The following is a 26,617-nucleotide window of genomic DNA, read 5'->3' as shown; positions in this document are numbered from 1 at the left end:
GCTTCGCTATCAGCGTTAGCAAATAACGGCGACGCGCGACACCTCGTTCCGCGCCTCGCCCATAACAGGATCGTGAAACGACCCAAAAAGCCCCGCAGCCACGACACAAAAGATAAAACGTGCGATCGGTGCTTCAAAACAAGAAAAAGACCGAGGGTCCATAAAATGCAGCCTTACAGGAGACAGCATGAATACCCCTTCGACCGCCTACGGCGTGGGCTTTGGCCAACCCGGGAGCGAAACGCGCCCCATCAGCGAGCAGCTGCGTGCGGCGAACCTGCTGTTCCGCATAGAGAACGTACCGTTCTGCAGGTGGCACACCAAGGCACGCATCGTCATGGGCAGCGCGACCCTCTTTGACGCATTTGACGCCCTCTCGCTTGCTTTCGTCCTTCCGGTGCTGGTCGGCCTCTGGCATCTTTCACCCGCCCAGATTGGCGCGCTGATTGCCGCCGGCTATCTCGGCCAGGTCGTAGGAGCGTTGGTGTTCGGTTGGCTTGCCGAGCGCATCGGCCGGGTGCCGAGCGCCACGATAACTGTCGGCGCCATGTCGGCAATGAGCATCGTCTGCGCCTTCACGGGCAACTTGCCTATGCTTTTTTTGATGCGCTTCCTGCAAGGTATCGGAGTGGGCGGAGAAGTGCCGGTGGCGGCCACGTACATCAACGAACTTTCACAAGCCCATGGCCGGGGACGGTTCTTCATCCTGTATGAACTCATTTTCCCGCTGGGTCTTCTTGCCGCCGCGCAACTCGGTGCCTTCATCGTCCCACTCTTCGGCTGGGAGTACATGTTCCTTATCGGCGGAATTCCGGGCATCGCCGTAGCGATCCTGATCGCACGCCTTCCGGAATCGCCGCGCTGGCTCATTGCAAAAGGACGTTTCGATAAGGCGGAACGGATCATCGAGCGTCTGGAGGCGAGCACGACGAAGCGCAGCATCGACACGCAAACGCAGAGGGCCGAAGTTGACGAGCGCGTTGTGAGCCTTCTGAACGGACTCCAGTCGAAGAAGAAGGGGACCTGGAAAGAACTCTTCTCCCCGTTCTACAGAGGGCGCACCGTTGTCGTGTGGTTGCTCTGGGCGAGCTCTTATTTTGTGGCCAATGGCATCAACAACTGGCTGCCCAGCCTTTACAGGACGGTCTACCATCTGCCGCTGCAAGAGTCGCTTCACATGGCGTCCATCTCCAATGTCCTTAGTACGTGCGGGGTGCTTGCCTGCGCGTTGCTGATAGACCGTGTAGGGCGTCGCCGCTGGGCAATGGCTTGCTTCATCATCAGCGCAATACTGCTCGCCGCTCTGGGCATTCAGGGAGCTGGCAGCGCATGGTCAGTGATGTTCCTGGGATCGTCGGCCTACGCCGTGATAGCAACCACGACTGTACTTCTGTACCTTTACACCCCTGAAATCTATCCGACCCGGATGCGCGCCATCGGTACTGGTCTCGCGACTTCCTGGTTGCGAGCAGCCTCTGCTGCGGCGCCAGCCATAGTCGGCGTCGTATTGACAGGGAAGGGCATCGCTGCGGTATTCATCATGTTTGCCGTGGTCAGCGCAGTGGGGTTCTTCGTCGCCGCGCGAATGGTGGAGACGACCAATCGCGCTCTCGAAGAGATTTCCCCATAGCCACGCGCGTCCCTTACGGCTCCTTCTCCTGATATGACTCAAGGGAAGGAGCTGCGTGGCTCGTAATACCGCTAGTTTCGGCGACATGCTTGCGATACGCGCCAGCACTCAAAGAAAGTGCATCAGTAGTACTTAGTGTTGACGCACGAAAAGATCGCTCACAAAAATATGAATGGAGACAACCGAAATGAAAAACGCACAACGGGTAATGGCCCGCTCTCTCGCGCGGAGAGTTGTTGGTACGCTTCAAGTTACGGCGATGTTCTGCTCAGGTCTGGCATTGACCTCTGTCGACGCACACGCAGATAGCGGCTCGCAGGTCCAACTTTATGGGCTCATCGGCACCTATGTCGGGAGTGTCAAACGTAGCGACACGCCGCAGTCTACGGTACTGATGGGGAGTGGCGGACTTACCACTTCCTTCTGGGGAATCCGCGGCAACGAAGACCTTGGCGGCCGCGTCAGCGCCATCTTCGCCCTCGAGAGCTTCTTCCAGCCCCAAAACGGCGCCCAGGGTCGCAATGCGACGGACCCATTCTGGTCACGCAATGCGTACGTGGGATTCAAGGGCGACTTCGGCCAGCTGACCTTGGGGCGGCACAGAAATCCGACCTATACGGCAGAATCCCTCGTCAATCCATTCAGTTCCTCTGTCGTCTTTTCTCCGCTCGTTGTCCAGACATTCGTGGCCAATTATGGAGGCACCATCATCGGAGATACGGCGTGGAATAATACTGCCAAGTACACGACCCCGGATTTTAAGGGTTTCGGCGCAACGGTAATCTACGGCCTTGGTGGCGTTGCGGGTTCGCCTGGCATCGGTAACCTCGGCATTCACCTGAATTATCAAGGTCACGGTCTCACGGCAGTGGTGTCCGGCCAGCGCGTGCGGTACACCGCAACAGGGCCGGTGGGAGCGCAGTATGCCTATCTCGCGGGCGCAGCGTACGATTTCAAGGTGGTGACGCTCTACGGGGCGTGGGCGATGACGAGTGACGTGAGTACGCCTACGGGTAGCCACACTTACGAGGCTGGTCTGTCGATACCTTTCTCACCTGCTGACTTCCTGCTTGCAGAGTGGGCACGCACGCAACGGTCAGGGCCTACGCATGCGACCAACAGCCTTCGCAACACTGCCGCTCTCGGTTACGACCATCTGCTGTCCAAGCGGACGGACATTTACGCGATTTACTCGATTGACAAGCTGAGCGACCATCCCATCGGCAACACGTTTGCCGTTGGCATTCGGCACACGTTCTAGGAAGCCACACCCAATAGCTCCAGTTATCAAGGGTGCAGTTTCTTAGGCTTTGGTAGCGGAAGACCTAGCATTTCACGCGCTTTGGCAGCGCTTGCCACCGGCCGGCCATATTCGCCACACAATGAAGCCACCCGTGCCACCAGTTGCGCATTGCTCTTCGCCAGCGTGTCCTTGTCCCAGCGCACATTGTCTTCGAGACCCGTGCGGCAGTGTCCACCCATTTCGAGAGTCCAATGATTGACTTCCAACTGATGCCGTCCAATACCAGCGGCGGTCCAGGTTGCATCCGGCAATAGCGCCTTCAATTGTTTGACCTCGAACTCGAGAATCTCGCGACGCGCAGGCAGCGCATTTTTTACACCCATCACGAACTGAACGTGCACCGGAGATTTCAGAAGTCCTTGCTGGACGAGATCCACTGTGCTGTACAGCATTGCCAGATCAAAGATCTCGATTTCCGGTTTGACATCGTGGTCGAGCATCATTTGCGCAAGCGCACGCACAAAGTCCGGCGGATTTTCATAGACGGTGGTCGGGAAATTGACAGAACCCGTTGCGAGCGATGCCATATCCGGGCGCAGATCAAGCATCGCGCCGCGTTGCTCGAACGAACGGCCGCGACCGCCTGTCGAAAACTGAACGATGATGTCAGGACAGTGCTTCCGGATGCCTTCCTGAAGAGCGGCGAAACTCGACCGGTCGGAACTGGAGTTCTCCTGTTCGTCACGCACGTGCAGATGAACGAGCGATGCCCCGGCTTCGTACGCTTCCTGGGTACTTTCAACCTGCTCGGAGATCGTGATCGGCACAGCCGGATTGTCCTTCTTGCGCGGAACTGAGCCAGTAATCGCAACGGAGATAATGCACGGTTCACTCATGGCTAACACTCCGTTCCAGATTTCGCCTCGCCTATATGGCGAGCGCCCATGATCGTGTGCCCGGCGAAATACCTGCACGAATCATGTTTTCCAAGTCTAGTTCAAATACGCGCGACTGAAGTGAGCGCCGTGGTGACATTCGAAGAAGCTAACTGAAGGGCGGAAACGGGTCGCTTTTTGGCCTTTGCATGAGAGGCCGCGCCGGCGACGATCGCCGTGCCCGGTTGTCGGGCGCTGGTCGGCCAATCTCGGCGATTCGTATCTACCTATAGATCGTCAACAATCCGTGATTTCAGCACCGCAGCATGGAGTGGCTCGACACATCATGCAGCGCTCCTAGCGAAGTGCCGCCGTCACCGCCTCGTCAATCTGCAGCGCAAAGCGCGCTTCGACATCGGGCACCGTGTATCCAATCGACAGTTCCAGATACGCGTCGCCTAGCACCAGTTGAACGAAAGTCGCTGCCCGCAATGCAGCAGTCGATTCATCAAATCTCTTTCGCAAAATTTTTGCCGCGAAGGCGCGCACGACCTTTGCGCCGTTGTCGTAAAACACCTGGCCGAGTTCCGGCAGACGCTCGGCCTCAGCAACAATGGCCCGGTAAAGCCGCAGATAGTCCGGCTCGATGAGGATTTGTGCTAACACCCGTCCCAAGGCGCGCAACTCGGCGTCGGGCGAGCCATCGGATTGCTCGTTCTGAGCGCTGACAAGAATTCCACCCACCTGAGCGCACATCGAGCTCACCAGACCAACGAAGAGTGCCTCTTTCGACTTGAAGTGGCGATAGACCGTCTGTTTGCCGACGCCCGCAGCCGCGGCGACGTCGTCCATCGTTGCAAGCCCGAAACCCTGGCGTAAAAACACGGTTCTTGCGCCGTCGAGGATAGCGGACCGCTTACGGCGTTGCAGGGGGCTCAGATCGGGGAGAGAGGATGTGTTCATCCCCCGATAAATAACAGATCGCCCGGTGGTTGACAAGACTGGCCAGTCTCGTTTAGATTTGCGCAAACGAGACTGGTCAGTCTCGTGTTCGTGACTTATCGACTTCGCAGACATTCATCGAGGAAAACGCTATGGAACTGTTCATGACAGGTGGCACGGGCTACATCGGGCAAGCGGTCGCACGCAAGGCAATCAGCCTCGGCCATCAGGTGAGGGCGCTGGTGCGCGACGACAGGTCGGCGGGCGCGAGCGCGCTTGCGCGCCTCGGCGTGAAACTGCATGGCGGCGACCTGCGTGAGCCGTGGTCTTTCGCTGCGGCTGCCGGTGCCGCTGATGGCGTGGTGCACGCCGCGTCGACCAACGATGCGTCCGCCGCCGCTGCTGACGAGGCCGCAGTTGAGGCGATGCTCTCGCATTTGCGTCCCGGCGCGGCGTTTGTCTATACATCGGGCACCTGGGTCTACGGCAATACGAATGGCGAGCCCGCAACCGAAGCATCGGCGTTGAACCCGACACCACTCGTCGCCTGGCGGCCTGCAGTGGAACAGCACGTGTTGGCGCTCGCAGCACGCCGCTCGATTGCCGCAGTGATTCTCAGGCCGGCGATGGTGCACGGCTACGGCGGCGGCGTCTTCGGCATGCTTGCCGGCATGGTCCGTCAGACCGGCAGTGTGAAAGTCGTCGGCGATGGTCGCAACCACTGGCCTGCCGTGCACGTCGATGATCTCGCCGTTGCATATCTGAGCGCGGTGGAGCGGTTGGCGAGCGGAGACGATGCAGTGACGGGACAGATCCTCAACGTGGTCGCGGAAGATGCCGTTGCGGTCGCCGAAATGGGCGAAGCGATTCGGGCCTCGGTTGGTGCCGATCGCGTCGAATTCTGGCCGCTCGACGATGCTCGCCAATCGCTTGGGCCATTTGCTGACGCACTGGCGCTCGACCAGACGGTAAGCGGCCAGCATGCCCGGCAAGTTCTTGCGTGGGAACCCCAAGGCCGTGGCCTCATTGCGGACCTCTCTGTGCAGAAGCACTTTCAGCAGAGCGACAGAGCATGACGATGGCCTGGAACATTGCATCCTTCGAACCGGTTCTCGCGACGATCGTGGCGGTTCTGTTCGCGGTCGCTGGGGTGGTCAACCTCGCGGGACGCGGCGCGGTGAAGCGCGATTTCGCACGCTGGGGTTACCCGGCATGGTTTCGTTTGGTCTGTGGCGCTCTCGAACTGTTGAGTGCGGCACTTCTTGCTGGACAACAAACCCGGGGTTTAGGCCTGACGCTGGCCGGTGCCATCATGCTCGGCGCGCTCTTCACGTTGATACGCAATCGGGAGCCGTTCGGGCATCTCGCCCCGGCGCTGATCTTCTCGGCTCTCGTTGTGGTTACTGTGGCGCTCCGCGCTTGAGGCTTGCTCGCCACCAGGCGAGTGAGCCCGGGACGCTAATAGGCCGCGCCGGCAATCCGTGCTGCGGGTACTTGAATTGCATGCACGGATATCGTCGCGCGAGGGCTCGGGTCGACCGTGCATGTGGAGGCCTCATCATCGCGCTGGGAATCCAGCGGGCATTTCGTCGGCGAAGCGACCGGTGGAGCCTATCCGGACGGCCGCTTTGCGGGGCGACTGTCCCTGATGGGTCGGTTTCGGGCGACCGCATGGGATCGACCAGACTTAATCGTTGCACGCTGGATTCCGACCGCGATCCATCGACCGACGGTGGTCACCGAGTGCCTGGGATCAACACCTCCATTTCTGCCCAACTCCAACCGCTAGAATTGCGGTTTTAGCCCGGAGTACGCCAATGTCTTTTGCCTCGCTTGGCCTGATCGATCCCTTGCTGCGTAATGTGCAGGACCTCAATTACCAGACACCTACGCCGGTGCAGGCCAAGGCGATTCCTGCTGTGCTCAGTGGCAAGGACGTCATGGCTGCGGCGCAGACCGGCACTGGCAAAACGGCGGGTTTTGCGCTGCCGCTGTTGCAACGGCTGGTGCAACACGGCCCGGCGGTGTCCAGCAACCGCGCGCGTGTTCTGGTGCTGGTGCCCACGCGTGAACTGGCTGAACAGGTGCTGCAAGGCTTTATCGAGTACGGCAAAGGTCTGGACTTACGATTCCTGGCCGCCTACGGCGGCGTGAGTATCAATCCGCAGATGATGAAGTTGCGCAAAGGCGTGGATGTGCTCGTTGCCACGCCGGGCCGTTTGCTGGACCTCAACCGCCAGAACGCCGTGCAGTTCGATCAGGTACAAACACTGGTGCTGGATGAAGCCGACCGCATGCTGGATCTGGGCTTTGAGCGCGAACTCAACGCCGTCTTTGCTGCCTTGCCCGCTCAGCGCCAGACCCTGCTGTTCTCTGCCACCTTTACCGATGATATTCGCGCCATGGTGGCGAACATTCTGCGCGACCCGGTCAATATCAGCGTCAGCCCGCCCAATGCTACTGCTAGCAGGATCAAGCAGTGGGTGGTGCCGGTGGATAAAAAGAACAAGCCTGACCTCTTTATGCATCTTGTGGCTCAGAACAGATGGGAGCACGCGCTGGTGTTCGTCAAAACCCGCAATGGCGTGGATTACCTGGCCGCCATGCTGGATGAAGCGGGCTATGCGGTCGACACCATCCATGGCGACAAACCGCAACCCGCGCGCCTTCGTGCGCTGGAGCGCTTCAAGAAGCGCGAAGTAAATATGCTGGTAGCCACCGATGTGGCTGCGCGCGGGCTGGATATCGACGACCTGCCGCTGGTGATCAACGTTGATCTGCCGATCGTGCCGCAAGACTATGTGCACCGTATTGGCCGTACCGGCCGCGCGGGCGCTAGCGGCGTGGCGGTGTCACTTGTGTGTGCCGATGAAGCGCCGCAACTGGCCGCGATTGAAGCGCTGATCCGGCGAACGCTGCCCCGTGAAGAAGAGCCGGGCTTTGAAGCCGAACACCGCGTGCCGCAAACTAGCGCGACGGGCGAGATCATCAAAAAGCCCAAAAAGCCGAAGAAGCCCAAAGTGTCACAAGCTGCGTCGGGCGCCATGCAGGTCCCCAGCAAAAAACCGCGCCCGCAAAGTGGCGAGAACAAACGCAAGTCTGCGGCGCAGCGCGCTGTGGCCGGGGGTAAAGGCACAAGTGTGTCCAGCGCTAGTCCGTTCGGCGTGCAAAAGCCACGCAGCAAACCAGCCAGCAAGCCAGCCAACAAGCCAGCTGCGGCTTCGCGTAAACCGGCTGACAGACCAGCTGGTGGTCGAGGCAAACGCCAACCCTGATTCGTAGGGGTGAATAACGCTAGCCTTCGAACTGGCTGTCGATTTGGCCCCGTTGGCAGGCAGCGGCGCGGCTTCGGCGTGAATGAGGTCAGAGGATTACGACGCACCGAGTTCAAGATCAATATCGACTTCGGGCGCGAACGGACGCCGAAGACGTGCGTAGCGAGCGTCCGATCGTGGTCGGCTCTGGCGAGGTCCTGAGGATCCGGGCGTCGCCGGGCCGCGGCTCGAGCCAGAAGTGGGCCACCAGCGTTGCAATCGTGACGCATCGGCTGACAACACTTCGCTCGCCCCCGATTCGATAATTTGCGCGACAGCCAAATTGAGGCCCCTCTCGCGGGCAGTAACGCCGCGGCGCATGCGCGGTCAGGATGCAGCGCTTATTTCTGTCGAGTCTCGTCGTGGAACTCGACATCCTCGATCACGTCGCCGTTATCCATACGCTGGCCCGTGCGCTCGCGCACCTGTTGTTCGTGCATCTGCTGTGCGCGCATTGCCTGCTCACGAAGTTGTTTGCGCAGATCGCGTGTTTTCCACCAGACGAAAGCGCCGATCACAACCCCTGCTCCAAGCACCACTGCCAGCATCACAAGCGAAACGGCGAACCCCACGACCAGCAGCGCAGCGCCTATTACCACGGCTAGTACCTTCGCCAATAAGCTCCGCGGACCAGGACGCATAGTTGCGCCACTCTGCCCGAGCCTCTCCTGTTGCTTGTCAAATTGCATCGCATCTCCGATCGCGGTTTTCCCGGGCGGTTTCAAGGGTGACGCGCAACAGCGAGATCAATGCCTGGAGGTTTGAGGTTGATTCGCTGATACGAGGGTCGTCCCTTTCGCACCAAGCCGCCCTGTTATCGCTCAGTATGGCCGAAGATCCGGTCGAGCGCCGGGAGAATGGCCTCACGTCGATCTGAAAGAGAACCGATGCACTTGCCGAAAACGTTCAAGGGGACCGCGCTCATGCCGGGCGTATCAAGGAAACATTCTTCGCCGTCGACAGCGAAAACGGGAAGCAGGTCGGTTGGTTTGCGCGATAGATGCGTGTGGTTTGTCGCCGGCATAGGCACCATATGCTTTTACCGTCACGTTGAATCCTTGAGAACGACTGTTCAATTCGCCGACGCAGTGTCGAAGCGAGAAGCTGCTTGGGAAGCGAATCCGCCCGCGCCGCGCGCTTAGCGCATGATGAACCCGCCATCCACCGATATGGATTGCCCCGTCACGTAGCTTGCCGCCGAACTGCACAGCCACAGCACGGCGTCGGCGATCTCATCCGGGCGGCCATGTCGACGCATTGGGATGCCTTCCACCATCGCGTCCAGTGCCTCCTTCTGGCCAGAGTCGACCATTTGTTGCACCATCGGGGTCCAGATCAGGCCAGGGCACACGGCGTTGACGCGGATACCGCGCGTAGCGTATTCCAGCGCGGCACTTTTGGTCAGACCGAGAACGCCATGCTTGGCTGCGTGATAAGTGCCTCGTTGCGCACCGCCCACCAAGCCGCCGAGCGAAGAGCAATTGACGATGGCGCCGCTTCCCTGCTGACGCATCTGCGTCAACTCGTACTTCATACAAGCCCAGAGACCGCGCAGGTTGACCGAGTTCACGCGGTCGAAGTCTTCGGCCGTGGCGTCAGCGGTTTCCGCGAGGGCATTCTGGATACCCGCGTTGTTGAATGCCAGATCGAGGCGACCGAAAGCGGAGACCGTTTCCTTGACCATCGCCTCGACCTGTTCGAGATCTGCCACGTTGCAACCGATACCGATGGCCTTGTATCCGGCGGCTACGATCTGATCGGCGGCTGCGCGCGCACCGTCTTCATTCACATCAGCCAAAGCGACAGCAGCGCCTGCCTGCGCGAATGCCTTGGCGGTCGCGAGGCCAATGCCCGACGCAGCGCCGGTCACTAGTGCGACCTGGTTTTCAAAGGAGATTTTCATGATGTCATTTCCCTGGTGGAGATGTCGATGGCCCACTGCCGGGCTTTTTTTCGGAGCCTTGCCTGTGGGTCTGGTGGCAGATGATCTGCCGCACCTGGCATGTGAGAACTTTAGATGGCCGCTCGAATATGCGGTAGACGGCAGAATTCGCATGGCTGCATAAAATTCGTTCATGAATGCAGTAACCTTGGGAGACGGTCCGTCGAATATGGAAGTCCTATAAAGTGGTCTCATCAATGTCGCGCGACAGTTTCAGCGATCTTCTGGCCTTCATCGCCGTTGCCCGTGCGCGCAGCTTCACGCGCGCGGCGGCCCAGCTTCGGGTGACGCAACCAGCCTTGAGCTACACCATCCGGGCGTTGGAGGAAAGGCTGGGCGTTAGTCTGCTCATCCGGAGTGCGCGCGGCGTCTCGCCGACTGAGGCGGGTCAACGTCTCTTGAATCGTCTGGCTCCCGAATTCGACGAGATCGAGGCCGAGATCCAATCGCTTGCCGAACTTCGGGACGAGCCCATGGGAACGATCCGGATCACCGCCATCGACTACGCCATCAGGAGCACGCTTTGGCCCAAGCTGGCGACGTTCCTGCCGAAGTTCCCCAAGATCAAGGTCGAGTTGATCAACGAATATGAGCGCGTCGATATTGTCGCGCGCGGTTACGACGCCGGTGTGCGGTTCGGCCAGGAATTGGCACAGGACATGATTTCAGTGCAGATCGGCCCGGACCTTCGCAACATGGTGGTGGGATCGAAGTCCTACTTCGCAGCGCGGCCGCGACCCGAGACACCCGGCGACCTCACAGAGCACGTCTGCATCAATCTGCGCACATCCACCTACGGTGGCCTCTACGAGTGGGAGTTCTCCAAGGGCAAGCGCAGGCTGAATGCCCGGGTGGAGGGAACGGTCACCTTCAACAACGCCTATGACATCTTCGAGGCGGCCAAGGCGGGCTTCGGACTGGCTTACCTGCCAGAGGAGATGGTCCGCTCCTGGGTCTCGCGGGGGCAGCTCATTTCGGTACTCGAGGATTGGTGCCCGGTGTGGCCCGGATTCCATCTCTACTATCCGAACCGGCGCCAGCCTTCACGCGCGATGACCTTGCTGGTCGAAGCATTACGCTACCAACCATAGCCGCGGAGTACCTCGCATGTCTGGTGACAACCTTAGCGACATCCGGGCTTTCCTCGAAGTCGCTCGTGAACGTAGCTTTACCCGCGCAGCCGCTCAGTTGGGCGTATCTCAGTCAGCGCTCAGCCACACCATTCGAGCTCTGGAGGCGCGGTTGGGGCTGCGTTTATTGACACGCACGACCCGAAGTGTCGCGCCAACGGAGGCGGGAGAACGCCTGATCCAGAAAGTAGCCCCTCGATTTGAAGCGATCGCCGAGGAACTGGCGGCGTTCGAAGAGCTACGCGACAAACCTGCAGGGACGGTACGCATCACGGCCCCTGATTTCGCGGCGAACACGATCCTTTGGCCCAAGTTGTCCAGGCTACAGCCGAAGTATCCCCAACTCAAAATCGAGGTGGCGATCGAGCCGGGACTTACCGACATCGTGGCCGAGCGCTTCGATGCGGGCGTTCGCTTCGGGGACCAGATTTCCAAAGGTATGACGGCCGTTCGTATTTCGCCGGACATTCGCATGGTGATTGTCGGTGCGCCTTCCTACCTGGAAGGGCGTCCGCTGCCCAGGAGCCCGTCGGACCTCACCGAGCACGAGTGCATCAATACGCGCTTCTCGGCGCGTGGCGGCGTGTACGCGTGGGAACTCAGGAAAGGCAAGCGAAATCTGCAGGTGCGGGTTCAAGGTTCATGGACTTTCAACAGCATCTATCCGGTTATTGAAGCTGCTCTGGCGGGATTCGGACTCGCCTACATGCCCGAAGAACTCGCGCTTCCCCATATCCGGAGCGGCCGACTTCAAACGGTGTTGAAGGACTGGTACCCGACCTTCCCAGGGCTTCATTTGTTCTTCGCCAGTCAGCGTCGATCGTCGCCGGCACTTTCGCTCGTCGTCGAGGCGCTTCGCTATCGGCGCAACTGACATGCACAAATATCGCGGGCCCTTTCACGACCCAGGCGACTACCCACCGGTACCGCCTAAGGACCCGAGCCTGACGGAGTCGAGCCCGATAACCCGCGGCCCCGGAAATGATTTCGCTGGAGACTCAGTCCAACACACAATCGCGGCTCGGATGCTGGTGCACGAAAACGAGCAGCGTCTGACGGAAGTGCAAAGCCGCCGAGCTCTGCGAGTTACCGCGGGTGACGAGACGCAGTGGCGCGCGGAAAGCACGCTCGCCGCCCCTTCAAAATGCAGGCCGGCGCGCCCAACGAATGGCGATCCCCAAGGGCCGACTGCCACGGGATGGACAGGTACTTGCCCAACTCACACTCACTCGCGATACGGGTGCTGGTGGACGAACGTCAACAACGCTTCACGGAAGTGCGACGCAGCAGGGCTTTGCAAATCATGCCGGGTGACGAGATGCAACGGCGCGTGGAATGCCTGATCGCCGGTAACACGGCAGTAGCGCACGCTTTCCTGATGGTAACGATGCATCGACGCGGGAACGAGCGATACGCCGCCACCCGCTGCCACAAGGTTGATCGCCGTCACCATGCGCGGCACCTCTTCCACGACGTTCGGCTCGAATCCCTTCGACTGGCAAGCCCGGATGAAATCCGCATACATGCCGGGCGCGCCGGGCCGGCGCACGAAGATGAATGACTCGTTCGCCAGCTGTTTGAGCGGCACAGCACGGCTGCTGATCAGCCGGTGCCCCAAGGGCAGCACCAGCAACATGCGTTCTTCGGCGAGCAGTTCGAAGCGCAACCCAGTAGGCGTTTCGACCGGTTTGCGGAGAATGGCCGCATCCGCGCGGCCGTTCAACATCATTTCGATGATCTCCGCCGCATTGACCTCGTTCATCTCGATCGCGACCTCCGGGTACATTCCCCGAAAATTGCGAATAGCGGTAGGGGTGAGCGGGTGAAACGCCGCCGAACTCGTAAGCGCAACTCGCACCGTGCCGATCTGTCCTTGTGCCACCCGGCGCGCATGGACGACGGCGTTGTCCAGTTCGAGCAGTACCGAACGCGCACGCGCGGCGAAGGTCTCGCCGGGCGCCGTCAACACGACGCCGCGCGGCTGCCGCATGAAAAGCGCGAAGCCCAGTTCCTGTTCGAGTTCCTGAATCTGTTGCGACAACGGCGGCTGCTGGATGTGCAGCCGCGCGGCGGCGCGCGTGAACTGGCCTTCTTCGGCGACGGCAAGAAAATAGCGTAGATGTCTAAGTTCCATCGTCTCTCTCTCTCTGGTATATGTAATGAATATGGCGACCGTGTCTCACATGTATTTTACATTTGCCGGACCGGCACGTACGCTTCCTCTAAAAGGCAGAAGACGACCAAGGGAGACACATGCAATCCGTTCTGCAACCCGCCTTGCCCGCCTTGGCTGAAACGCCGCTAAGCCGTTCGCAATTGCGCCGCGCGGTGCTTGCGTCGGTCATCGGTAATGGCCTCGAGTGGTTCGACTTTCTCATCTACGGCTACTTTGCGCGGACCATCGCACAGGTGTTTTTTCCTGTCGGCAACGGCTTTGTGTCGATCACGCTGACGCTCGCGACATTTGCCGTCGGCTTCGTGGTGAGGCCGGTGGGCGGCGTCATAATCGGTGCGTGCGCGGATCGCTATGGGCGGCGCAAGACGTTGTCGCTGCTGATTCTTCTAATGGCAGCAAGTACTCTGATGATGGGACTGACTCCTGGCTACGCGGCTATCGGCATTGCGGCGCCGCTTCTGGTGATCGGCGCGCGCATTCTGCAAGGGCTCTCAGTCGGCGGCGAGTTCGCGACGGCGGCCGCAATGCTGACGGAATTCGCGCCGCCCGGACGCAAAATGTTCTTCGGCAGTTTTCAGATGACGTCGCAGGCCGTCGCGCTGCTTCTGTCGTCCCTATGCTCGTTTGTGCTCACCACGCGTCTGTCGCACGAGTCGCTCGTGTCGTGGGGCTGGCGCGTGCCGTTTCTGCTCGGCGCGCTGGTCGGGCCAGTGGGTTTCTACATCCGGCACAAAGTCGGGGAGTCGCCGGAATTCGTGCAGCTACGGGAGCGGCTCGGGCATGCGCCACGCCAGTCGCTGCGAACGTTCATTCGCGAGCGTGGCGATGCGGCGCTGTGCGCGATGGGCGTCATCATCGTTGGGGCCGCAACCAATTATTTGTGGCATTCGTACATGCCGCTCTATGTCGAGCACCAGTTGCATCTGCCGCTCAAGAATGCGCTGTTCGGCACGGCCATCTCCGGATTGATCGGCATTGTCGGTTATCCATTGGCAGGGCGTCTCGCCGACCGTTTCGGCGCATATCGACTGTTCTTTCCAGTGACGATCGTCTGGGTATGCGCTGCGTATCCGCTCTTCGCATGGGTGCTTGCAGCACCGACGCCCGAACGCGTCTTCGCCGCGCAGATGATCGCGACTGTCGTGCTCAGCTTCATGTCAGGTGCGCACCCCGGCATGCTCACGCAGCTGTTTCCGACGGCCACGCGTTCGATGGGTGTGGCGCTGTCGTACAACGCGGCCGTCACGCTGTTCGGCGGCCTCGCGCCGCTCACGGTTTCGACATTGATCGACGTCACTGGCTCGCGCATCGTGCCGGCGTGGTATCTGATCTTTGCCGGCATCGTCTCCTTGCTGCTGGTCGGGTTGACGGCGTCCGGGCGGCGCTTGTGCCGCGAACCCGAGTTGTGGCCGGGTGACGGAGCGTGAGTGTCGCGATGAATCTTTCCTTGAATCATGAGGTGCGGCCACGTAACGAAGTGCCCGTGACGATTGTGGCCAGTGAGCGGTTTATCGTTTCCACGTCACGAGGCAAAGCAAAAGTGCCGCTGTTCACGGGCGGCAGCGCGGAGCCGGCGGAGGCGACGCAGGTCGTCGTGATGTTGCACGGCAGACTGCGGGACGCCGACGCTTACCTCCGGTCGACGCAGCATGCGCTCAGCTCGTCCACACTCGATGCTCACAACGTGATACTCGCCGTGCCGCAGTTCCTCGCAACGGCAGACGTCGAGCGGCATCGGTTGGCAGACGACTGTCTGCATTGGGAATGGACCGCGTGGATGGGCGGACTCGACGCAATCGGCCCGGCACCGCTCAGTTCATTCGATGTGCTCGATGCGCTCATCGAACATTACGTGCAGAACGTGCAGGGCGGCCGCTATCCGAAGTTGCGGGAGATTGTGATCGCAGGGCATTCCGGTGGTGCGCAGGTCGCGCATCGGCACGCGATACTCAGCAACGCCGCAGCAGGCAGTCGCGCGCGCGGTGTGAAGGTGCGTTATGTCATTGCGAATCCTTCGTCGTATGTGTACTTCGACGCCTGGCGGCCGCATCGTGAGGACCTGCCGGGCGCGTTCGATCAAGCTGCGTGCGCCCGATTCAATGAATGGAAATACGGCACCGAACAACTTCCTCGTTATGCCGACAGACTCGACGCGCAATCGCTCGAACGTCGTTATGTGGATCACGACGTGACCTATCTGCTCGGCACGCACGACAACGACCCGGCGCATCCGGCTCTCGACCGCTCGTGCGAGGCAATGATGCAAGGCCCGCACCGTCTCGCGCGCGGCCGAGCCTACTACGCGTATCTGCGCGCACGGCATCCGCAGTTGCGGCATGAGCTACATGAAGTTCAAGGCGCGGCGCACAGTGGCGACGCGATGTTCGTGTCGCAGGCCGGTGTGCGCGCATTGTTCGGCCCCGCTGTGCGGCTCGCCGAATGTCGCATCGAGCAGCAAGGCGGCGCACTCGAATAGCAATCAAATCAACCAGGAGACGACGATGAACAACAGACCGTTGTGGTGGGCGCTCGCCCTCAGCTTTTGCATCAGCGCCTGCGGCGGCAATGGTTCGGGCGGCGGCGCTTCGGCAAGCTCGCCGCCCCCGCCCTCAGCGGCAACGCAATGCGCGGCATTGAACGGCCTGTCGATTCCGGCATCTTCGATTGCCGAGCCGACCAGCGGCGCCACGATCACCAGCACGACGCTGGCGCAGACCAGCGGTGAATATTGCCAGGTGAATGGCGCCATCGCACCCGTCGATCCGGCGGCCCCATCGATCAGGTTCCAGGTCAATCTGCCGACCAACTGGAACCACAAGGCGCTGCATTATGGCGGCGGCGGTTTCGACGGCGCCTTGATTACCGGCGTCGATCCGCTCGACATGGCCCCAACCGGCACACCGACGCCGCTTGCCAGCGGCTACGCCACGTTCGGCGACGATTCCGGGCATCAGAGTTCCAGCATCACTGACGGTAAGTTCGCCGCGAACGACGAATCGCTCGCGAACTATGGCGGCCTGAGCCTGAAGAAGACGCACGACGTTGCGATGGCGCTCATCAGGAAGCGTTACGCGAGCGCGCCCGACAAGACCTATTTCTTCGGCAGTTCGACAGGCGGCCGCGACGGATTGAGCGAAGCGCAACGCTGGCCCGCGGACTATGACGGCATCGTTGTGAATCGCCCGGCGCTCAACTATACGGGCTTGCGTTTGAGCAATGTCGTGCTGGGCCGCGCGCTTTACCTGAACAGCGGTGCGGGCTGGCTCGACGTCGCAAAAACGGTGCTGCTGCAGAACGCCGTGATGAGCGCGTGTGATGCGCTCGACGGCGTCGCCGACGGCATCGTTTCAAATGTGGCAGCGTGCAAGGCGCAATCGGCGACGGTGCTCGCGTCCGTGCGTTGCGCGAACGGTGCGGACTCGGGCGACACGTGTCTGTCGGATGCGCAGATCGCGACTGTTCAGACCATCGCGGCACCGTTGCAGTTGCCTTATCCGCTTGCGAACGGCGTGACGCATTACGCTGGGTACAACATCCTCGCTGGTTCGGTGTTCGCGGGGCCGTACACGACGCGGGATCTCGGCGAGTCAAAAGTGCCTGCGAATCCTGCGGGCAAGAAGGACGCGAACCAATGGGTGACGGGCGATCAATGGGTCAAGTACTTTGTCACGCGCGTGCCCACGTTCGACTCGTTGACGTTCGATCCAGTCAATCCTGGTGCGTATGAGTCGCGCGTGCAGGCTGTGTCGGCGCTGACCGATGCAACGAGCACCGACCTGAGCGCCTATGTCGCGAAAGGAGGCAAGCTGATCATGACGCACGGTCTTGCCGACGAGATCGTGAGCACCGATTCAAGCACCGACTATTACACCGGCCTGGTGCAACGATTCGGGCAAGGAACGGTCGACGGCTTCGCGCGGTTTTATCTGATGCCGGGCGTCGGCCATGGTACGGGGCCGTTTCATCCCGCCATCGATTCGCTCTCCGCACTCGATCAATGGGTGGAAAGTGGCAAAGCGCCTGAAACGCTGGCGATGAGCGACCTTAACGCGGCAACGCTCGGGAGGACGCGCCCATTGTGCCGCTATCCACTGTGGCCGAAGTACACCGGCGGCGATGTGAACGCGGCAGCGAGCTTCCAGTGCACTAGCTGATGGAGGGTGGTGCCTTCAGTGGAGCTGCCTGTGAAACCACTACGCGTGATGGGAAGCGTCTCGGAGAGGGACATTTAGGCACCCGATCCGACGGACGGATTCAGGTGCGCATGGATGGCTGCGACAACGATCTTGCGGAGGCAATCAGATCGTTGAGCATTGCGGCACGCTTGCCGGGGTCGGTGTCGCGCCCCGTCATGAAGCACAGCGCTGCGATGGGCAGGCCGGTACGATCGCGCACAGGCGCGGCCATGCAAAGCCGGAATGACATCGAAAGACCCTCCGTGCAGCAATAGCCTCGCGCTGCCGCGTCGCGAACGTCGCGTATGAAGTCGTCGCATGCAATGCGGCGACCGTCATCCAGTACGTAGTCTTCGTCTGGAATCAGCGCATGGACGTCGTCATCCGTCAGATGTCCGAGCAACAGGCGCCCCGTTGCTGTCCACGGAATCGGCACCTTCACGCCGATATCGGAGGTGATGTTGAACGGGCGCGTGCTGTTCTCCGACAGTACTACCGTGTACTTGTTGCCTTCCAGCATGCACAGTTGCGTCGTCTCGTCGTACTTGCGCACGAGACCGAGTATGGTTTGATGCGCGCGACTGATCAGATCGTTGTGCATAGCGTAATCGGCGCCGTAGTAGTGCATCTCGCGCCCGAAAAACACGCTGCCGTCCGCCGCCGTGTCGAGCCAACCTGCCTCCGTGAGAATCGTGACCAGCTCGTAGACGCTCGATCGCGGCGCACGCGTGGCCTCGATCAGTTCGCGCATCGTCAGTGGACGCCGCGCAGTATGCAGTTCCCTGAAAATGCCGATCACGCGGTCCACGCCCCGGGCCCGTGTCGATTCTGATGCAGACATTCCGTAGACTCCGTCGGCGATAGGGATCTCAGTTCGTTCTTGTGTTGTTGTCATTTGTTCTTGCGCGACAGGCGACGCGATCAATGATCGAGCACGCGGTGCAGGAACTGCCTGGTCCGCTCGTTCTGCGGCGTGACGAAGATCTCCTCCGGCACGCCCTGTTCGGCGATCACGCCTTTGTCCATGAACACGACGCGGTCTGCCGTCTTGCGCGCGAAACCCATTTCATGCGTGACGACGACCATCGTCATGCCGTCGCGCGCGAGTCCACGCATGACCTCTGTGACCTCGCCGACCAGTTCCGGGTCGAGCGCGGAGGTCGCTTCGTCGAAGAACATGATGCCGGGCTCGACAGCCAGCGCCCGCGCGATGGCTACACGCTGCTGCTGGCCGCCCGACAACTGGCTCGGATAGTGTTCGGCGCGATCGGCGAGGCCCACGCGGTCGAGCACGTCCATCGCGCGTTTGCGCGCGTCGGCGGGACTCATCTTGCGCGCCTTGATCAGCGCGAGCGTCACGTTGCCGAGCGCAGTCTTGTGCGGAAACAGATTGAACTGCTGGAACACCATGCCGACATGACCGCGGATCTCCTTCGCGCGGCGCACATCGTGCAGCGGAACTTCGTTGACCCAGACTTCGCCCGAATCGGCCGTTTCGAGACCGGCCATGATGCGCAGCACCGTGCTCTTTCCAGAACCGGATGCGCCGATCAGCACGAGCACTTCGCCGGGGCGCACTTCGAGATTGATTTCCTTCAGCACCTTCGTGTCGCCGAAAGACTTGCTGACGCCGTTCAGATTGATGACCGGCTTCGACCCGATGGATGTGGTCATGACAACAGGCTCCTACGATCATGGTGGCGCACCCACTGCGACAGCGGGAAACACACGACGAAATACAGTACGGCGACGAGTCCATAGATTTCGACCGGCTTGCCGACGCGATCGACAATGGCCTGTCCGCCATGCATCAATTCCGACATGCCGATCATGCTGACGATCGACGTATCCTTGATCAGCGACAGGTACTGACCGATCAGCGGCGGCAATACAATCTTCCCCGTCTGCGGCAGCACGACCGAGAAGAACGTCTGTATCTTGCCGAGGCCGAGAATCTGCGAGACTTCCCATTGCCCTTTAGGCACGGCTTCGATGCCCGAGCGGAACACTTCGGCGATATAGGCGCCCTGGTACACGCTTAGGCCGACGACTCCCGCCGCGAACACATCGATCGCATAGCCGAAGTACGACACGCCGAAATAGATGAACATCAGCGTGATGAGCACGGGTGTGCCTCGAAACAGTTCGGTGTAGAGCTTTGCGACGCGCGCGCTGCCCCACGGTCCGAACGTGCGCAATACGGCGGCGAGCAGGCCGATCAGCGTGCCGCCGGCAATCGATGCCGCGGAGAGCAGCAAGGTCGCGACCAGTCCGTGAAGCAGGATCGACAGGCTGGTGGTCAGCAGTTCGATTGACATGGGCAGTTTCCCCTTCGATGATTCAGGTGCGGTTCGCCTGACGCGGGATCAGCAGAAGCCGGCGGCGCGTGTGTTGCTTGAGCATGAGGGGAGGGTGGAACACGCGCGCGCCGATCTGTTCCGCGATCCATGACAGGCAGTTGCTCAAGATCAGATACGCGATCAACGTAACCGAGAACGTCTGGATATAGAGAAGGGTGCGTGCATTGATCACGGTCGCCGTGCCCGTCAGTTCAGGCAACGCAATGGCGGACAGCAGCGACGTGCCGAGCAGCAGTTGAATCAGGTTGTTGACGATCGCGGGATAGACGGCGCGTGCCGCTTGAGGCAATACGACTTCGATAAAAACCTGCGAACGGCCCAGGCCGAGAATGCCGGCCGCTTCGATCTGTCCGCGCGGCACCGACTGAATGCCGGCGCGGAAAACCTCCGCCATATACGCACCCACATTCACGCCGAGCGCAATCACGCCTGCCGTGTACGCGGTCAGATTCAAGCCCAGCGACGGCAGCCCGAAGAACACGATGAATATCTGCAGCAAAACGGGCGTATTGCGGATCAGCTCGATATAGCCGCGCGCGACGACACGAAGCGGCGCGAGATGCGAACCGCCTGCGAGCGCCGTCAGCAGTCCGAGGATCAGCGCGACGCAAAATGCGAGCAGCGTGATCTGCAACGTGAGCCACGCGGCCTGAAAGAAATCAGGCACATAGCCCCACAGTGTCAGCCATTGATAACTCATCGCCATTCCTTCGCAAAGCCGTACCGTCGCGGGCGCCGCGCGTTCGTGTTCAGAACTGCGGGTTGAGCGGATAGCGGGGCGGGGTGCCGAACCACTTCGTGTACAGCTGCGCGTTCTGTTTCGACGCGTTGATGTTGAACAGAAACAGGTTCAGGTAGTTCAGCCAGACCTGATCGCCCGCCTTCACACCGAACGCGTTGTATTCGAGCGGCACGAGGGCTTCGTTGGTCACGGTCAGCTCGGGGTCCAGCTTCGCCTGATAGGCAAGGAAGTTGTTGTCCTCGATCATCGCGTCGGCTTGACCCTGCTTGACAGCGAGGATCGCGGCTTCCGAACTGTCGTATTCCTGGATCTTCACGGGGATGCCCAGCGCGCGTACTTCGTCGCCGTTCGTCGAGCCCTTCACGGTCGCGATCGTATGGCCCGCCATGTCCTTGACCGACTGGATGCCGCTGCTCTTCTTGACGAGCAGCGCCTCGCTTGCGACGACATACGGCGTTGTGAACGCAATTTCCTTGGCACGCTCGAGGTTGCGCGTGAAGTTGCAGAAGACCACGTCGACCTTGGCGGTCTGCAGATTCGGAATGCGGTTTGCGCTCGTGGTGTTGACCATTTCGAGCTTCACGCCCATCTGCTTTGCCAGTTCTTTCGCGAGATCGACGTCGTAGCCGTCCGGCTGCCCGGCCTTGTCGTAAAAGCCGAATGGCGCGAAGGTCAGACAATCGCCGACGCGCAGCGTGCCGCGTTGCAGGACGGCCTGCAAGGTCGAACCCGCAGCGACATCCTGGCCGGTCGTCGCGACCTTGGTACAACCGGTGAGTGCCAGCAGGCCGACGACAGCGGACAAACACGCGAACCCTATGCTTTTTCTGGACAGTCTCATTTTCGACCCTGTGAAAGGAATCCCATGCTGGACGGAAGTCGCGACCTGAGCGGTTGTGGCCGCACGCCGGCGTGAAAACCGATAGATCGCAGCCCTGGCTGTGTGTCCGGTATATCGGAATCGAATCCGGTACAGCAGATGCGACCCAGTGTTCCATGGAAAAAATCGGATGACAAGCGGGTATACGCGCGCGTCGTGTGGTCGTGCGGAGGCGCGGAGGAAGTCTCGTGGAGGAGGGGCACCCAAGCGCCGTCATTGCGGCCGCGAGGATTTGCAGGGAGGAGATCTGTAGTCGACGGATGGAGTGATTGCGGCGCGATCGGCTGCAGCCCATTACACGCGTGGCTTCAGCAGCACCTTGATCGAGTCCGGCGAATTCGCGATCCTGATCGCCTTGTCCCATTCTTCGAGTGAGAAGCCATGCGTCACGATGCTTCTCGACGTGACGAGCCCGCGGGCGAGCGGATCGATTGCGATCGGATAGCAATACCGGCCGAGATGCGCGCCGCGCACGTCGAGTTCCTTGCGGTCGCCGATGATGGACCTGTTCGGCGTCGTGTCGCTGTCGAACCGGCAGTTCGGCGTCACGAACTATATCGCCGGCTTCTTCTTCTTCTTCTTCTTCGCGGTGGTCAGCGCCGAGTTCTGGATTCGGTTAGTCAATTCCTTGCGCTGCTCGTCGGAGAAGTCTGCACGCCATTTTCTGCCTGCGGCAGGTTTTTGTGGAAGCACGTGTTCGACCGACGGCGATCGAAAGGCATACGGTCGGCGTGATCGCGGTACTGAAAGTCCAACTGGAGAAGCAAGTACCGAGTAAAGCGCCGACCGTACGGGACCGGCGAAACCATCGTTTAACAATAACGAGCGAATCGATCGAAGGGACGCTTCGGGCGCGATCGACCGTTCCTTGTGGGGTGACTACGGCGGCCTGCGGCGGTTCGCGATGGGATGTTGTCGAACGTCGGCTTCCGGGAGCGGCGAACGAGTCTTGACGACCCGGAGCTGCCGCTCGGTGGCGCTTACGATCTAAGACTGCTTTCAAACGCGCAGCGGTCATGCGTCGAGTCACGGGGTTGGTAGGTTATCTTGCCTCTGAGACAGAGCAGCTGCGACACAGAATGGTCATTGCGTATTGCTGAAGATTGCCTATATTCATTTGTGTCGGGGCGACCCTAGTTAGCACAGATACAGCGGTCTGAGCCCCGACGCAGTTCTCGGCGGAAGATGAACTTAAATGAAGCGCACCTAAAAAATCATGCCCACTCCCGACTATGAACACGTTATCGGTGGTTTCCATTTTAGCCATGACGCTTCGGTCGAGGTGTACCAACTGGCAGATGCTGGACTGCAGGAGTTATACGCGAGGAATGTCGTTCCTGGCGGCGGTGTGTATCAAGGCGCCCTTCGAGATTTTCAATCGTTTCTAGAAGATGCCCATCGAGAGTCGATATTTCAGAACCGACGAGAAATAGACGTTAACGTATTACTGATTATAAAAGGCCGTCGCATTCATGTTTGGCCTTTTTTCTAACGAAAATGGACGCCAACGATAGAACCAAGGCCGCCTACACAACCGCCCTGGAGAGCATTAAGGCGATTCTTACCCTCGCGACTGCGATACTGGGCTTCGAGGTAACCTTCGGAACAAGCCTCCTGGTGAAACTAAGCGCCGGATGGGCCACCGTTGTAAAGTTATCATGGTTCATTCTTTTCTTCGCGATTCTGATGGGTGTCGGGAGCCTTTTTAGTATGGCAGGTCGTCTAGGGCGACATCCGGACGATCCCAAAAAGGAGGATATATATGAGCCGGAGATAAAGTGGCCTAGCGCTCTCTCAGCAATTGCATTTGTCGTTGGGGTTTTTCTTATGATGTTGGTGGGTGTTTTTGCTTTGCCGGCGTCCAAGGATGATCAATCTAAAGAGACAGTTAGCCGGTATCCGTTCTATTGGATTCCCAATCTCACTCCCTCCGCATCTTCACCCGAGAAGATCGTTGTTGAGGGTTCACAATGCGACTGTTCGAATGGCGGGATTCGAATCATGCCTTCCACCTGCACTCGTTCTCCTAAACAAAAAAAGCCCGCATCGGGGTGTCCGATGCCAAACGTGACCGGCAAATAAAAGCAATGCCCAGCTACAACTCCGGCGGCCTGTCTCTGCTTCCAGGTCACCACGAAGCACTATGAAGTGGCGTGCAACACTTGCCGCGCACTGGCCGGCAACAAGTTCGAACTCTTCGACGCTAGCAACGTCCCACACAGGCGCCGGTCGACGGGCTGCTTTTTGAGCGAACCGGCCCTTTCAGTGGCCGCTTTGTCGGATAGGCCAGTGACCGCAGCTGGCCAAGACGCGACCTCGAGGACGAGTCTTACGCTGAGCTCGCGCTCTCTCCCGCGTTCGTCGACCGCACCTTGCCCGATGGACGGCCCCAAGGTCCGGAAGGTCCGCTCGCGGCGTCGAAGGGCTCTCGCGCGGCGGTACCCGACCTGCGCGCGGAAATCGACGACCATCTCGGATCCGGCGGCCGCGCTTCTGTCCATCTGCATTTCCGTGGGCATTTCACAGGCCAGTTCCAGAATCTGAAAGGCGACGTTCGGAGCGTCGACTTCCCGTCATTCGACCTTTATCGCGTGAAGGATGGACGCATGGTCGAAACTCGCATCTCGAACACAATCTGACGATGCTTGGGCAACTCGGCGCGATCAAGCCGTAGTGGTTTTGCCCGAGCCGTCCATCAGCGCGCTACGCGATGAAATCACCTAGACTTTTTGATATGCGCGACGAAGACGGAGGCAGGTATGCCCGACGAAACCGCACCTTGGGAAATGGTCGAGTACGAGGGCTTCGAGATTCACGTGGCGCCATTCGTGAAAAATGCGCCGGGCGAAGTTAATGCGTCCAACGCGGTGGAGAACCGCTACACGTATGTGGGCTACGTCTGTCATCCGGGCGCAGACCCGACGATTCCGGGACATGCGGTGCCGTTTCACGCAGACGGCGAAGAATATTTCGGCAGCAAGGACGACGCCCTTTACGAAGGCGTGCACGTGGGACGCAGCATCGTCGACGGCACGCATCCCGATCTCACCGTGCTGCCCCTCGTCACAGGCGGTTTTTGACCGACGACGATGCCGTCAGGCAATGCGGGAGTGCCCGTCGATACGAAAATACGCAGATCTTTGATCGCACCGTTAGGGGTCAATCGTTGCGAGCGAGTCGTATAGCGGCGACACCCCAGCAGACCCTAAGGCTCCTTTTCAGATACTCCACAGCCGTCATCTATCGGCAGCTTCTAGCGGCGCTCGTGTTTCGAGCTCGAGCGCAACCTTCGCAAGGTCATCCAGAAGCTTTTCATGCGTGCGCCAGAAGATATCTGGCGCTTCCTTCGCCAACTCGATCCAGAGCGGCCCTTGCATCGTCTCTTCAGTCCAGAGGTGGCAGCCGCGGGGTGTCGGGGTGATGATCCAGGCGTGATAGGCCCTGGATTCTTTCGAAGCCTTCGGGCCGCCGCCCCAGGCGATGCGGGCGTTCGGAATGAACTCCTGTACCGACGCGAAGACGTCCTGGCCAGCCAGATTAGTTTCAAAGCGCGTGTCGGCTTGCAACAGCTCGTGTCCGTCTAACAGCTGGACATCCTTGACGCCTGGATAGAAACGGGGCCAAGCCTTGGGATCAATGAGAAGAGACCAGATAGTTTCAGGCGAAACGGCAACCTCAAGCTCATTAGTGAAATGGATGGGTGAGCGGCTTGGCGCCATGTCCGCAGGCCAATGGATCGCTTCGAAAATACTATTCATGGTTGGAATTTGGGTCGGATTTGAAGTTTGCCGAGACTGCAGAAATCTCGGTTGCCGTCAGGGCTCACGGCGCAGCGCAGGCCTGTCACGCGTTGGTTCAGCAGATCGCGCGAATGACACCGCCATCAACGCGTAATGCCGCGCCGCTCGTACCGGAGGCCTGCTCGGAGCAGACATACACCACCATGTTGGCAATTTCTTCGGTCGTCGTGAACCGGTTGAGTAGGGTGGTCGGTCGCATCGTTTTCAGGAAGTTCTGCTCAGCTTCCTCCTGCGTGATGCCCTGCTCCTGAGCGGTAGCTTTCATCCAGTTGCCCAGAATTTCGGAGCGGGTCGGCCCCGGCAGCACCGCGTTGACGGTCACCCCGGTGCCACTCACCAACTCGGCAAGTCCCCTCGATACGGCGAGTTGCGCCGTCTTGGTCACACCGTAATCGATCATCTCCTTGGGGATCATGATCGCGGACTCGCTGCTGATGAACACGACCCGTCCCCAACCGCGCCTGGCCATGGCCGGCAGATAGTGCCGTGCAGCGCGCACGCCGCTCATCACATTGAGCTGGAAGAGGTCGAGCCATTCGCTATCGCTCTGCTCGAAGAAACCATTCAGATGGGCGGTACCGAGGTTATTGACGAGGATGTCGGCATCCGGCACCTGCGCCACGAGGGCGGCCGATCCCTCCGCGGTGGAAAGATCGGCGGCAATGCCGGTCAGTTCCGCGTCGGGCACGAGAGCCCGGATCTCATCTAGCGCGGCGGCTACTCGCTGCTCTCCGCGCCCGTTGATCACGACCGATGCGCCTGCGCGGGCGAGGCCCTCGGCGATCGCGCGGCCGATGCCCGCCGTCGAGCCGGTAACGATGGCCTTGCGACCCTTGAGTTCGATCTTCATAGTTTTTTTCTCCGCGTAGGAATGGCAGACAGATCCGCCGTTACGATTCTTCGATACGGGCACGCGCGAAACCAGACTTCGATTGAGAGCAAGCCGGCTTGCCGCTTCCGCACGCAAACAGTCAAACGCACAACGCACCGGCGCGTTGAAACTGACGCATCACCCGGCGATCTTCGCGACTTCCGCCTCTGCGGCTCGTGCGAGGCGCTCGACCCAATCCTGGTGATAGCGATAGAGCCCACCGGGATGTTGCCGGCCGAGCACATCGAGAAACCAGGGACCTTGTTGCGTCTCTTCCGTTAGCAGGTGGCAACCTTCGTCCGTCGGCGTGATTACCCACCCGTGGTAAGCACTGGAACCAGTCTCGTCGCCGTCGACGGTGGTCGCCCAGGCGAGCCTTTGGTTCGGCACGTATTCGGTCACCACGAGGCTCATCGGGAAGCCGACCTGTTGATACGCGCATAGAACTGACCCACTTCCGCTAGAAATTTGCATCGAAAATTGACCCACATGTTCAACTGCCTGCTTGGACGCCAAGCAGGAGAACGGAGTGATAAC

At 60.1% G+C, this 26,617-nt stretch carries 27 protein-coding genes and 2 pseudogenes; 13 read left to right on the top strand and 16 right to left on the bottom strand.

The window, feature by feature from the left end:
• Nucleotides 1-187 precede the first annotated feature (187 nt).
• Together JMY24_RS27600 and JMY24_RS27595 are read left to right on the top strand one after the other, a co-directional pair.
• Nucleotides 188-1,630, top strand: coding sequence for an MFS transporter (locus JMY24_RS27600; protein WP_201703287.1), 1,443 nt, complete (start codon nucleotides 188-190; stop codon nucleotides 1,628-1,630).
• 187 nt (nucleotides 1,631-1,817) lie between these two features.
• On the top strand, nucleotides 1,818-2,891 hold the full coding sequence (locus JMY24_RS27595) for a porin (protein WP_128598139.1): 1,074 nt from the start codon (nucleotides 1,818-1,820) through the stop codon (nucleotides 2,889-2,891).
• Nucleotides 2,892-2,917: 26 nt separating this feature from the next.
• On the opposite strand, the gene JMY24_RS27590 is transcribed toward JMY24_RS27595, so the two are convergent.
• Complete coding sequence (locus JMY24_RS27590) at nucleotides 2,918-3,769, bottom strand: beta-keto acid cleavage family enzyme (RefSeq protein ID WP_128598140.1); 852 nt, start codon at nucleotides 3,767-3,769, stop codon at nucleotides 2,918-2,920.
• 336 nt (nucleotides 3,770-4,105) lie between these two features.
• A complete protein-coding gene (locus JMY24_RS27585; protein ID WP_236597537.1) occupies nucleotides 4,106-4,747 on the bottom strand; it encodes a TetR/AcrR family transcriptional regulator in 642 nt (213 codons plus the stop codon).
• A gap of 95 nt (nucleotides 4,748-4,842) precedes the next feature.
• On the opposite strand from JMY24_RS27585, the gene JMY24_RS27580 reads away from it, so the two are divergent.
• From JMY24_RS27580 to JMY24_RS27570, 3 genes are all read left to right on the top strand, one after another.
• The gene (locus tag JMY24_RS27580) at nucleotides 4,843-5,766 is read left to right on the top strand and encodes an NAD-dependent epimerase/dehydratase family protein (RefSeq protein WP_128598142.1); all 924 of its coding nucleotides are present in this window, start codon (nucleotides 4,843-4,845) and stop codon (nucleotides 5,764-5,766) included.
• A 2-nt stretch (nucleotides 5,767-5,768) separates the two neighbouring features.
• The gene (locus JMY24_RS27575) at nucleotides 5,769-6,113 is read left to right on the top strand and encodes a DoxX family protein (RefSeq protein ID WP_128598160.1); all 345 of its coding nucleotides are present in this window, start codon (nucleotides 5,769-5,771) and stop codon (nucleotides 6,111-6,113) included.
• Nucleotides 6,114-6,507: 394 nt separating this feature from the next.
• Nucleotides 6,508-7,965, top strand: a complete 1,458-nt coding sequence (locus JMY24_RS27570; protein ID WP_128598143.1) for a DEAD/DEAH box helicase — start codon at nucleotides 6,508-6,510, stop codon at nucleotides 7,963-7,965.
• Nucleotides 7,966-8,345: 380 nt separating this feature from the next.
• Here JMY24_RS27570 and JMY24_RS27565 read toward each other — a convergent pair whose 3' ends face one another.
• From JMY24_RS27565 to JMY24_RS27555, 3 genes are all read right to left on the bottom strand, one after another.
• Entirely contained in the window at nucleotides 8,346-8,621 is a 276-nt protein-coding gene (locus tag JMY24_RS27565) for a M48 family metallopeptidase (protein WP_236597536.1), read from the bottom strand.
• A gap of 197 nt (nucleotides 8,622-8,818) precedes the next feature.
• Nucleotides 8,819-9,028 carry a CcdB family protein gene (locus JMY24_RS39650; protein ID WP_164853827.1) on the bottom strand — a complete coding sequence of 70 codons (210 nt, stop codon included), beginning with the start codon at nucleotides 9,026-9,028 and terminating at the stop codon, nucleotides 8,819-8,821.
• A 114-nt stretch (nucleotides 9,029-9,142) separates the two neighbouring features.
• A complete protein-coding gene (locus JMY24_RS27555; RefSeq protein ID WP_128585200.1) occupies nucleotides 9,143-9,907 on the bottom strand; it encodes an SDR family NAD(P)-dependent oxidoreductase in 765 nt (254 codons plus the stop codon).
• Nucleotides 9,908-10,143: 236 nt separating this feature from the next.
• On the opposite strand from JMY24_RS27555, the gene JMY24_RS27550 reads away from it, so the two are divergent.
• Nucleotides 10,144-11,037: a LysR family transcriptional regulator gene (locus JMY24_RS27550; RefSeq protein ID WP_128598146.1), complete on the top strand. Its 894-nt coding sequence runs from the start codon at nucleotides 10,144-10,146 to the stop codon at nucleotides 11,035-11,037.
• Between the two features lie 16 nt (nucleotides 11,038-11,053).
• On the top strand, nucleotides 11,054-11,950 hold the full coding sequence (locus tag JMY24_RS27545) for a LysR family transcriptional regulator (protein ID WP_128598147.1): 897 nt from the start codon (nucleotides 11,054-11,056) through the stop codon (nucleotides 11,948-11,950).
• Between the two features lie 351 nt (nucleotides 11,951-12,301).
• Here JMY24_RS27545 and JMY24_RS27540 read toward each other — a convergent pair whose 3' ends face one another.
• Nucleotides 12,302-13,210 (bottom strand): LysR family transcriptional regulator, encoded by a 909-nt coding sequence (locus JMY24_RS27540; RefSeq protein WP_128598148.1) that lies wholly within the window; start codon nucleotides 13,208-13,210, stop codon nucleotides 12,302-12,304.
• Between the two features lie 119 nt (nucleotides 13,211-13,329).
• On the opposite strand from JMY24_RS27540, the gene JMY24_RS27535 reads away from it, so the two are divergent.
• From JMY24_RS27535 to JMY24_RS27525, 3 genes are read left to right on the top strand one after another with little or no spacing between them, the layout of a single operon-like run.
• Nucleotides 13,330-14,679 (top strand): MFS transporter, encoded by a 1,350-nt coding sequence (locus tag JMY24_RS27535; RefSeq protein ID WP_201703285.1) that lies wholly within the window; start codon nucleotides 13,330-13,332, stop codon nucleotides 14,677-14,679.
• 8 nt (nucleotides 14,680-14,687) lie between these two features.
• Complete coding sequence (locus JMY24_RS27530; RefSeq protein ID WP_193425397.1) at nucleotides 14,688-15,728, top strand: hypothetical protein; 1,041 nt, start codon at nucleotides 14,688-14,690, stop codon at nucleotides 15,726-15,728.
• A gap of 25 nt (nucleotides 15,729-15,753) precedes the next feature.
• Nucleotides 15,754-17,406 (top strand): tannase/feruloyl esterase family alpha/beta hydrolase, encoded by a 1,653-nt coding sequence (locus tag JMY24_RS27525; protein WP_128598150.1) that lies wholly within the window; start codon nucleotides 15,754-15,756, stop codon nucleotides 17,404-17,406.
• 100 nt (nucleotides 17,407-17,506) lie between these two features.
• On the opposite strand, the gene JMY24_RS27520 is transcribed toward JMY24_RS27525, so the two are convergent.
• The 7 genes and pseudogenes from JMY24_RS27520 to JMY24_RS39645 form a co-directional block, all read right to left on the bottom strand.
• Nucleotides 17,507-18,268: an IclR family transcriptional regulator gene (locus JMY24_RS27520; RefSeq protein WP_128598151.1), complete on the bottom strand. Its 762-nt coding sequence runs from the start codon at nucleotides 18,266-18,268 to the stop codon at nucleotides 17,507-17,509.
• Nucleotides 18,269-18,348: 80 nt separating this feature from the next.
• Nucleotides 18,349-19,101: an amino acid ABC transporter ATP-binding protein gene (locus tag JMY24_RS27515; protein ID WP_128598152.1), complete on the bottom strand. Its 753-nt coding sequence runs from the start codon at nucleotides 19,099-19,101 to the stop codon at nucleotides 18,349-18,351.
• Nucleotides 19,098-19,745, bottom strand: a complete 648-nt coding sequence (locus JMY24_RS27510) for an amino acid ABC transporter permease (RefSeq protein ID WP_128598153.1) — start codon at nucleotides 19,743-19,745, stop codon at nucleotides 19,098-19,100. Before JMY24_RS27510 ends, JMY24_RS27515 begins: the two co-directional genes overlap by 4 nt.
• Nucleotides 19,746-19,767: 22 nt before the next feature.
• Nucleotides 19,768-20,487: an amino acid ABC transporter permease gene (locus JMY24_RS27505; RefSeq protein ID WP_128598154.1), complete on the bottom strand. Its 720-nt coding sequence runs from the start codon at nucleotides 20,485-20,487 to the stop codon at nucleotides 19,768-19,770.
• A gap of 49 nt (nucleotides 20,488-20,536) precedes the next feature.
• Nucleotides 20,537-21,370, bottom strand: coding sequence for an ABC transporter substrate-binding protein (locus JMY24_RS27500; RefSeq protein ID WP_128598155.1), 834 nt, complete (start codon nucleotides 21,368-21,370; stop codon nucleotides 20,537-20,539).
• A 333-nt stretch (nucleotides 21,371-21,703) separates the two neighbouring features.
• Nucleotides 21,704-21,922: pseudogene (locus JMY24_RS27495) on the bottom strand (erythritol/L-threitol dehydrogenase); the annotation flags it as partial.
• 39 nt (nucleotides 21,923-21,961) lie between these two features.
• Nucleotides 21,962-22,102, bottom strand: a complete 141-nt coding sequence (locus tag JMY24_RS39645; RefSeq protein WP_201703283.1) for a DUF1524 domain-containing protein — start codon at nucleotides 22,100-22,102, stop codon at nucleotides 21,962-21,964.
• 804 nt (nucleotides 22,103-22,906) lie between these two features.
• On the opposite strand from JMY24_RS39645, the gene JMY24_RS27485 reads away from it, so the two are divergent.
• The 3 genes and pseudogenes from JMY24_RS27485 to JMY24_RS27475 all read left to right on the top strand — a co-directional run bounded on the left by JMY24_RS27485 (nucleotide 22,907) and on the right by JMY24_RS27475 (nucleotide 24,489).
• Nucleotides 22,907-23,491: a hypothetical protein gene (locus JMY24_RS27485; RefSeq protein WP_128591398.1), complete on the top strand. Its 585-nt coding sequence runs from the start codon at nucleotides 22,907-22,909 to the stop codon at nucleotides 23,489-23,491.
• A 239-nt stretch (nucleotides 23,492-23,730) separates the two neighbouring features.
• Nucleotides 23,731-24,083: pseudogene (locus JMY24_RS27480) on the top strand (ester cyclase); the annotation flags it as partial.
• Between the two features lie 85 nt (nucleotides 24,084-24,168).
• Nucleotides 24,169-24,489: a hypothetical protein gene (locus JMY24_RS27475; protein ID WP_201703281.1), complete on the top strand. Its 321-nt coding sequence runs from the start codon at nucleotides 24,169-24,171 to the stop codon at nucleotides 24,487-24,489.
• Between the two features lie 156 nt (nucleotides 24,490-24,645).
• Here the strand turns inward: JMY24_RS27475 and JMY24_RS27470 are convergent, their stop codons facing one another.
• The 3 genes from JMY24_RS27470 to JMY24_RS27460 form a co-directional block, all read right to left on the bottom strand.
• Nucleotides 24,646-25,167: an SRPBCC domain-containing protein gene (locus JMY24_RS27470; RefSeq protein ID WP_236597535.1), complete on the bottom strand. Its 522-nt coding sequence runs from the start codon at nucleotides 25,165-25,167 to the stop codon at nucleotides 24,646-24,648.
• A 97-nt stretch (nucleotides 25,168-25,264) separates the two neighbouring features.
• Nucleotides 25,265-26,059: an SDR family NAD(P)-dependent oxidoreductase gene (locus tag JMY24_RS27465; RefSeq protein WP_128598773.1), complete on the bottom strand. Its 795-nt coding sequence runs from the start codon at nucleotides 26,057-26,059 to the stop codon at nucleotides 25,265-25,267.
• Between the two features lie 159 nt (nucleotides 26,060-26,218).
• A partial coding sequence (locus JMY24_RS27460; protein WP_459564430.1) for an SRPBCC family protein occupies nucleotides 26,219-26,617 on the bottom strand: 399 nt, incomplete at its 5' end.

This window comes from Paraburkholderia kirstenboschensis (assembly GCF_904848585.1).
GTDB lineage: Bacteria > Pseudomonadota > Gammaproteobacteria > Burkholderiales > Burkholderiaceae > Paraburkholderia > Paraburkholderia kirstenboschensis.
This window is presented reverse-complemented; position numbering and strand designations above follow the sequence as displayed.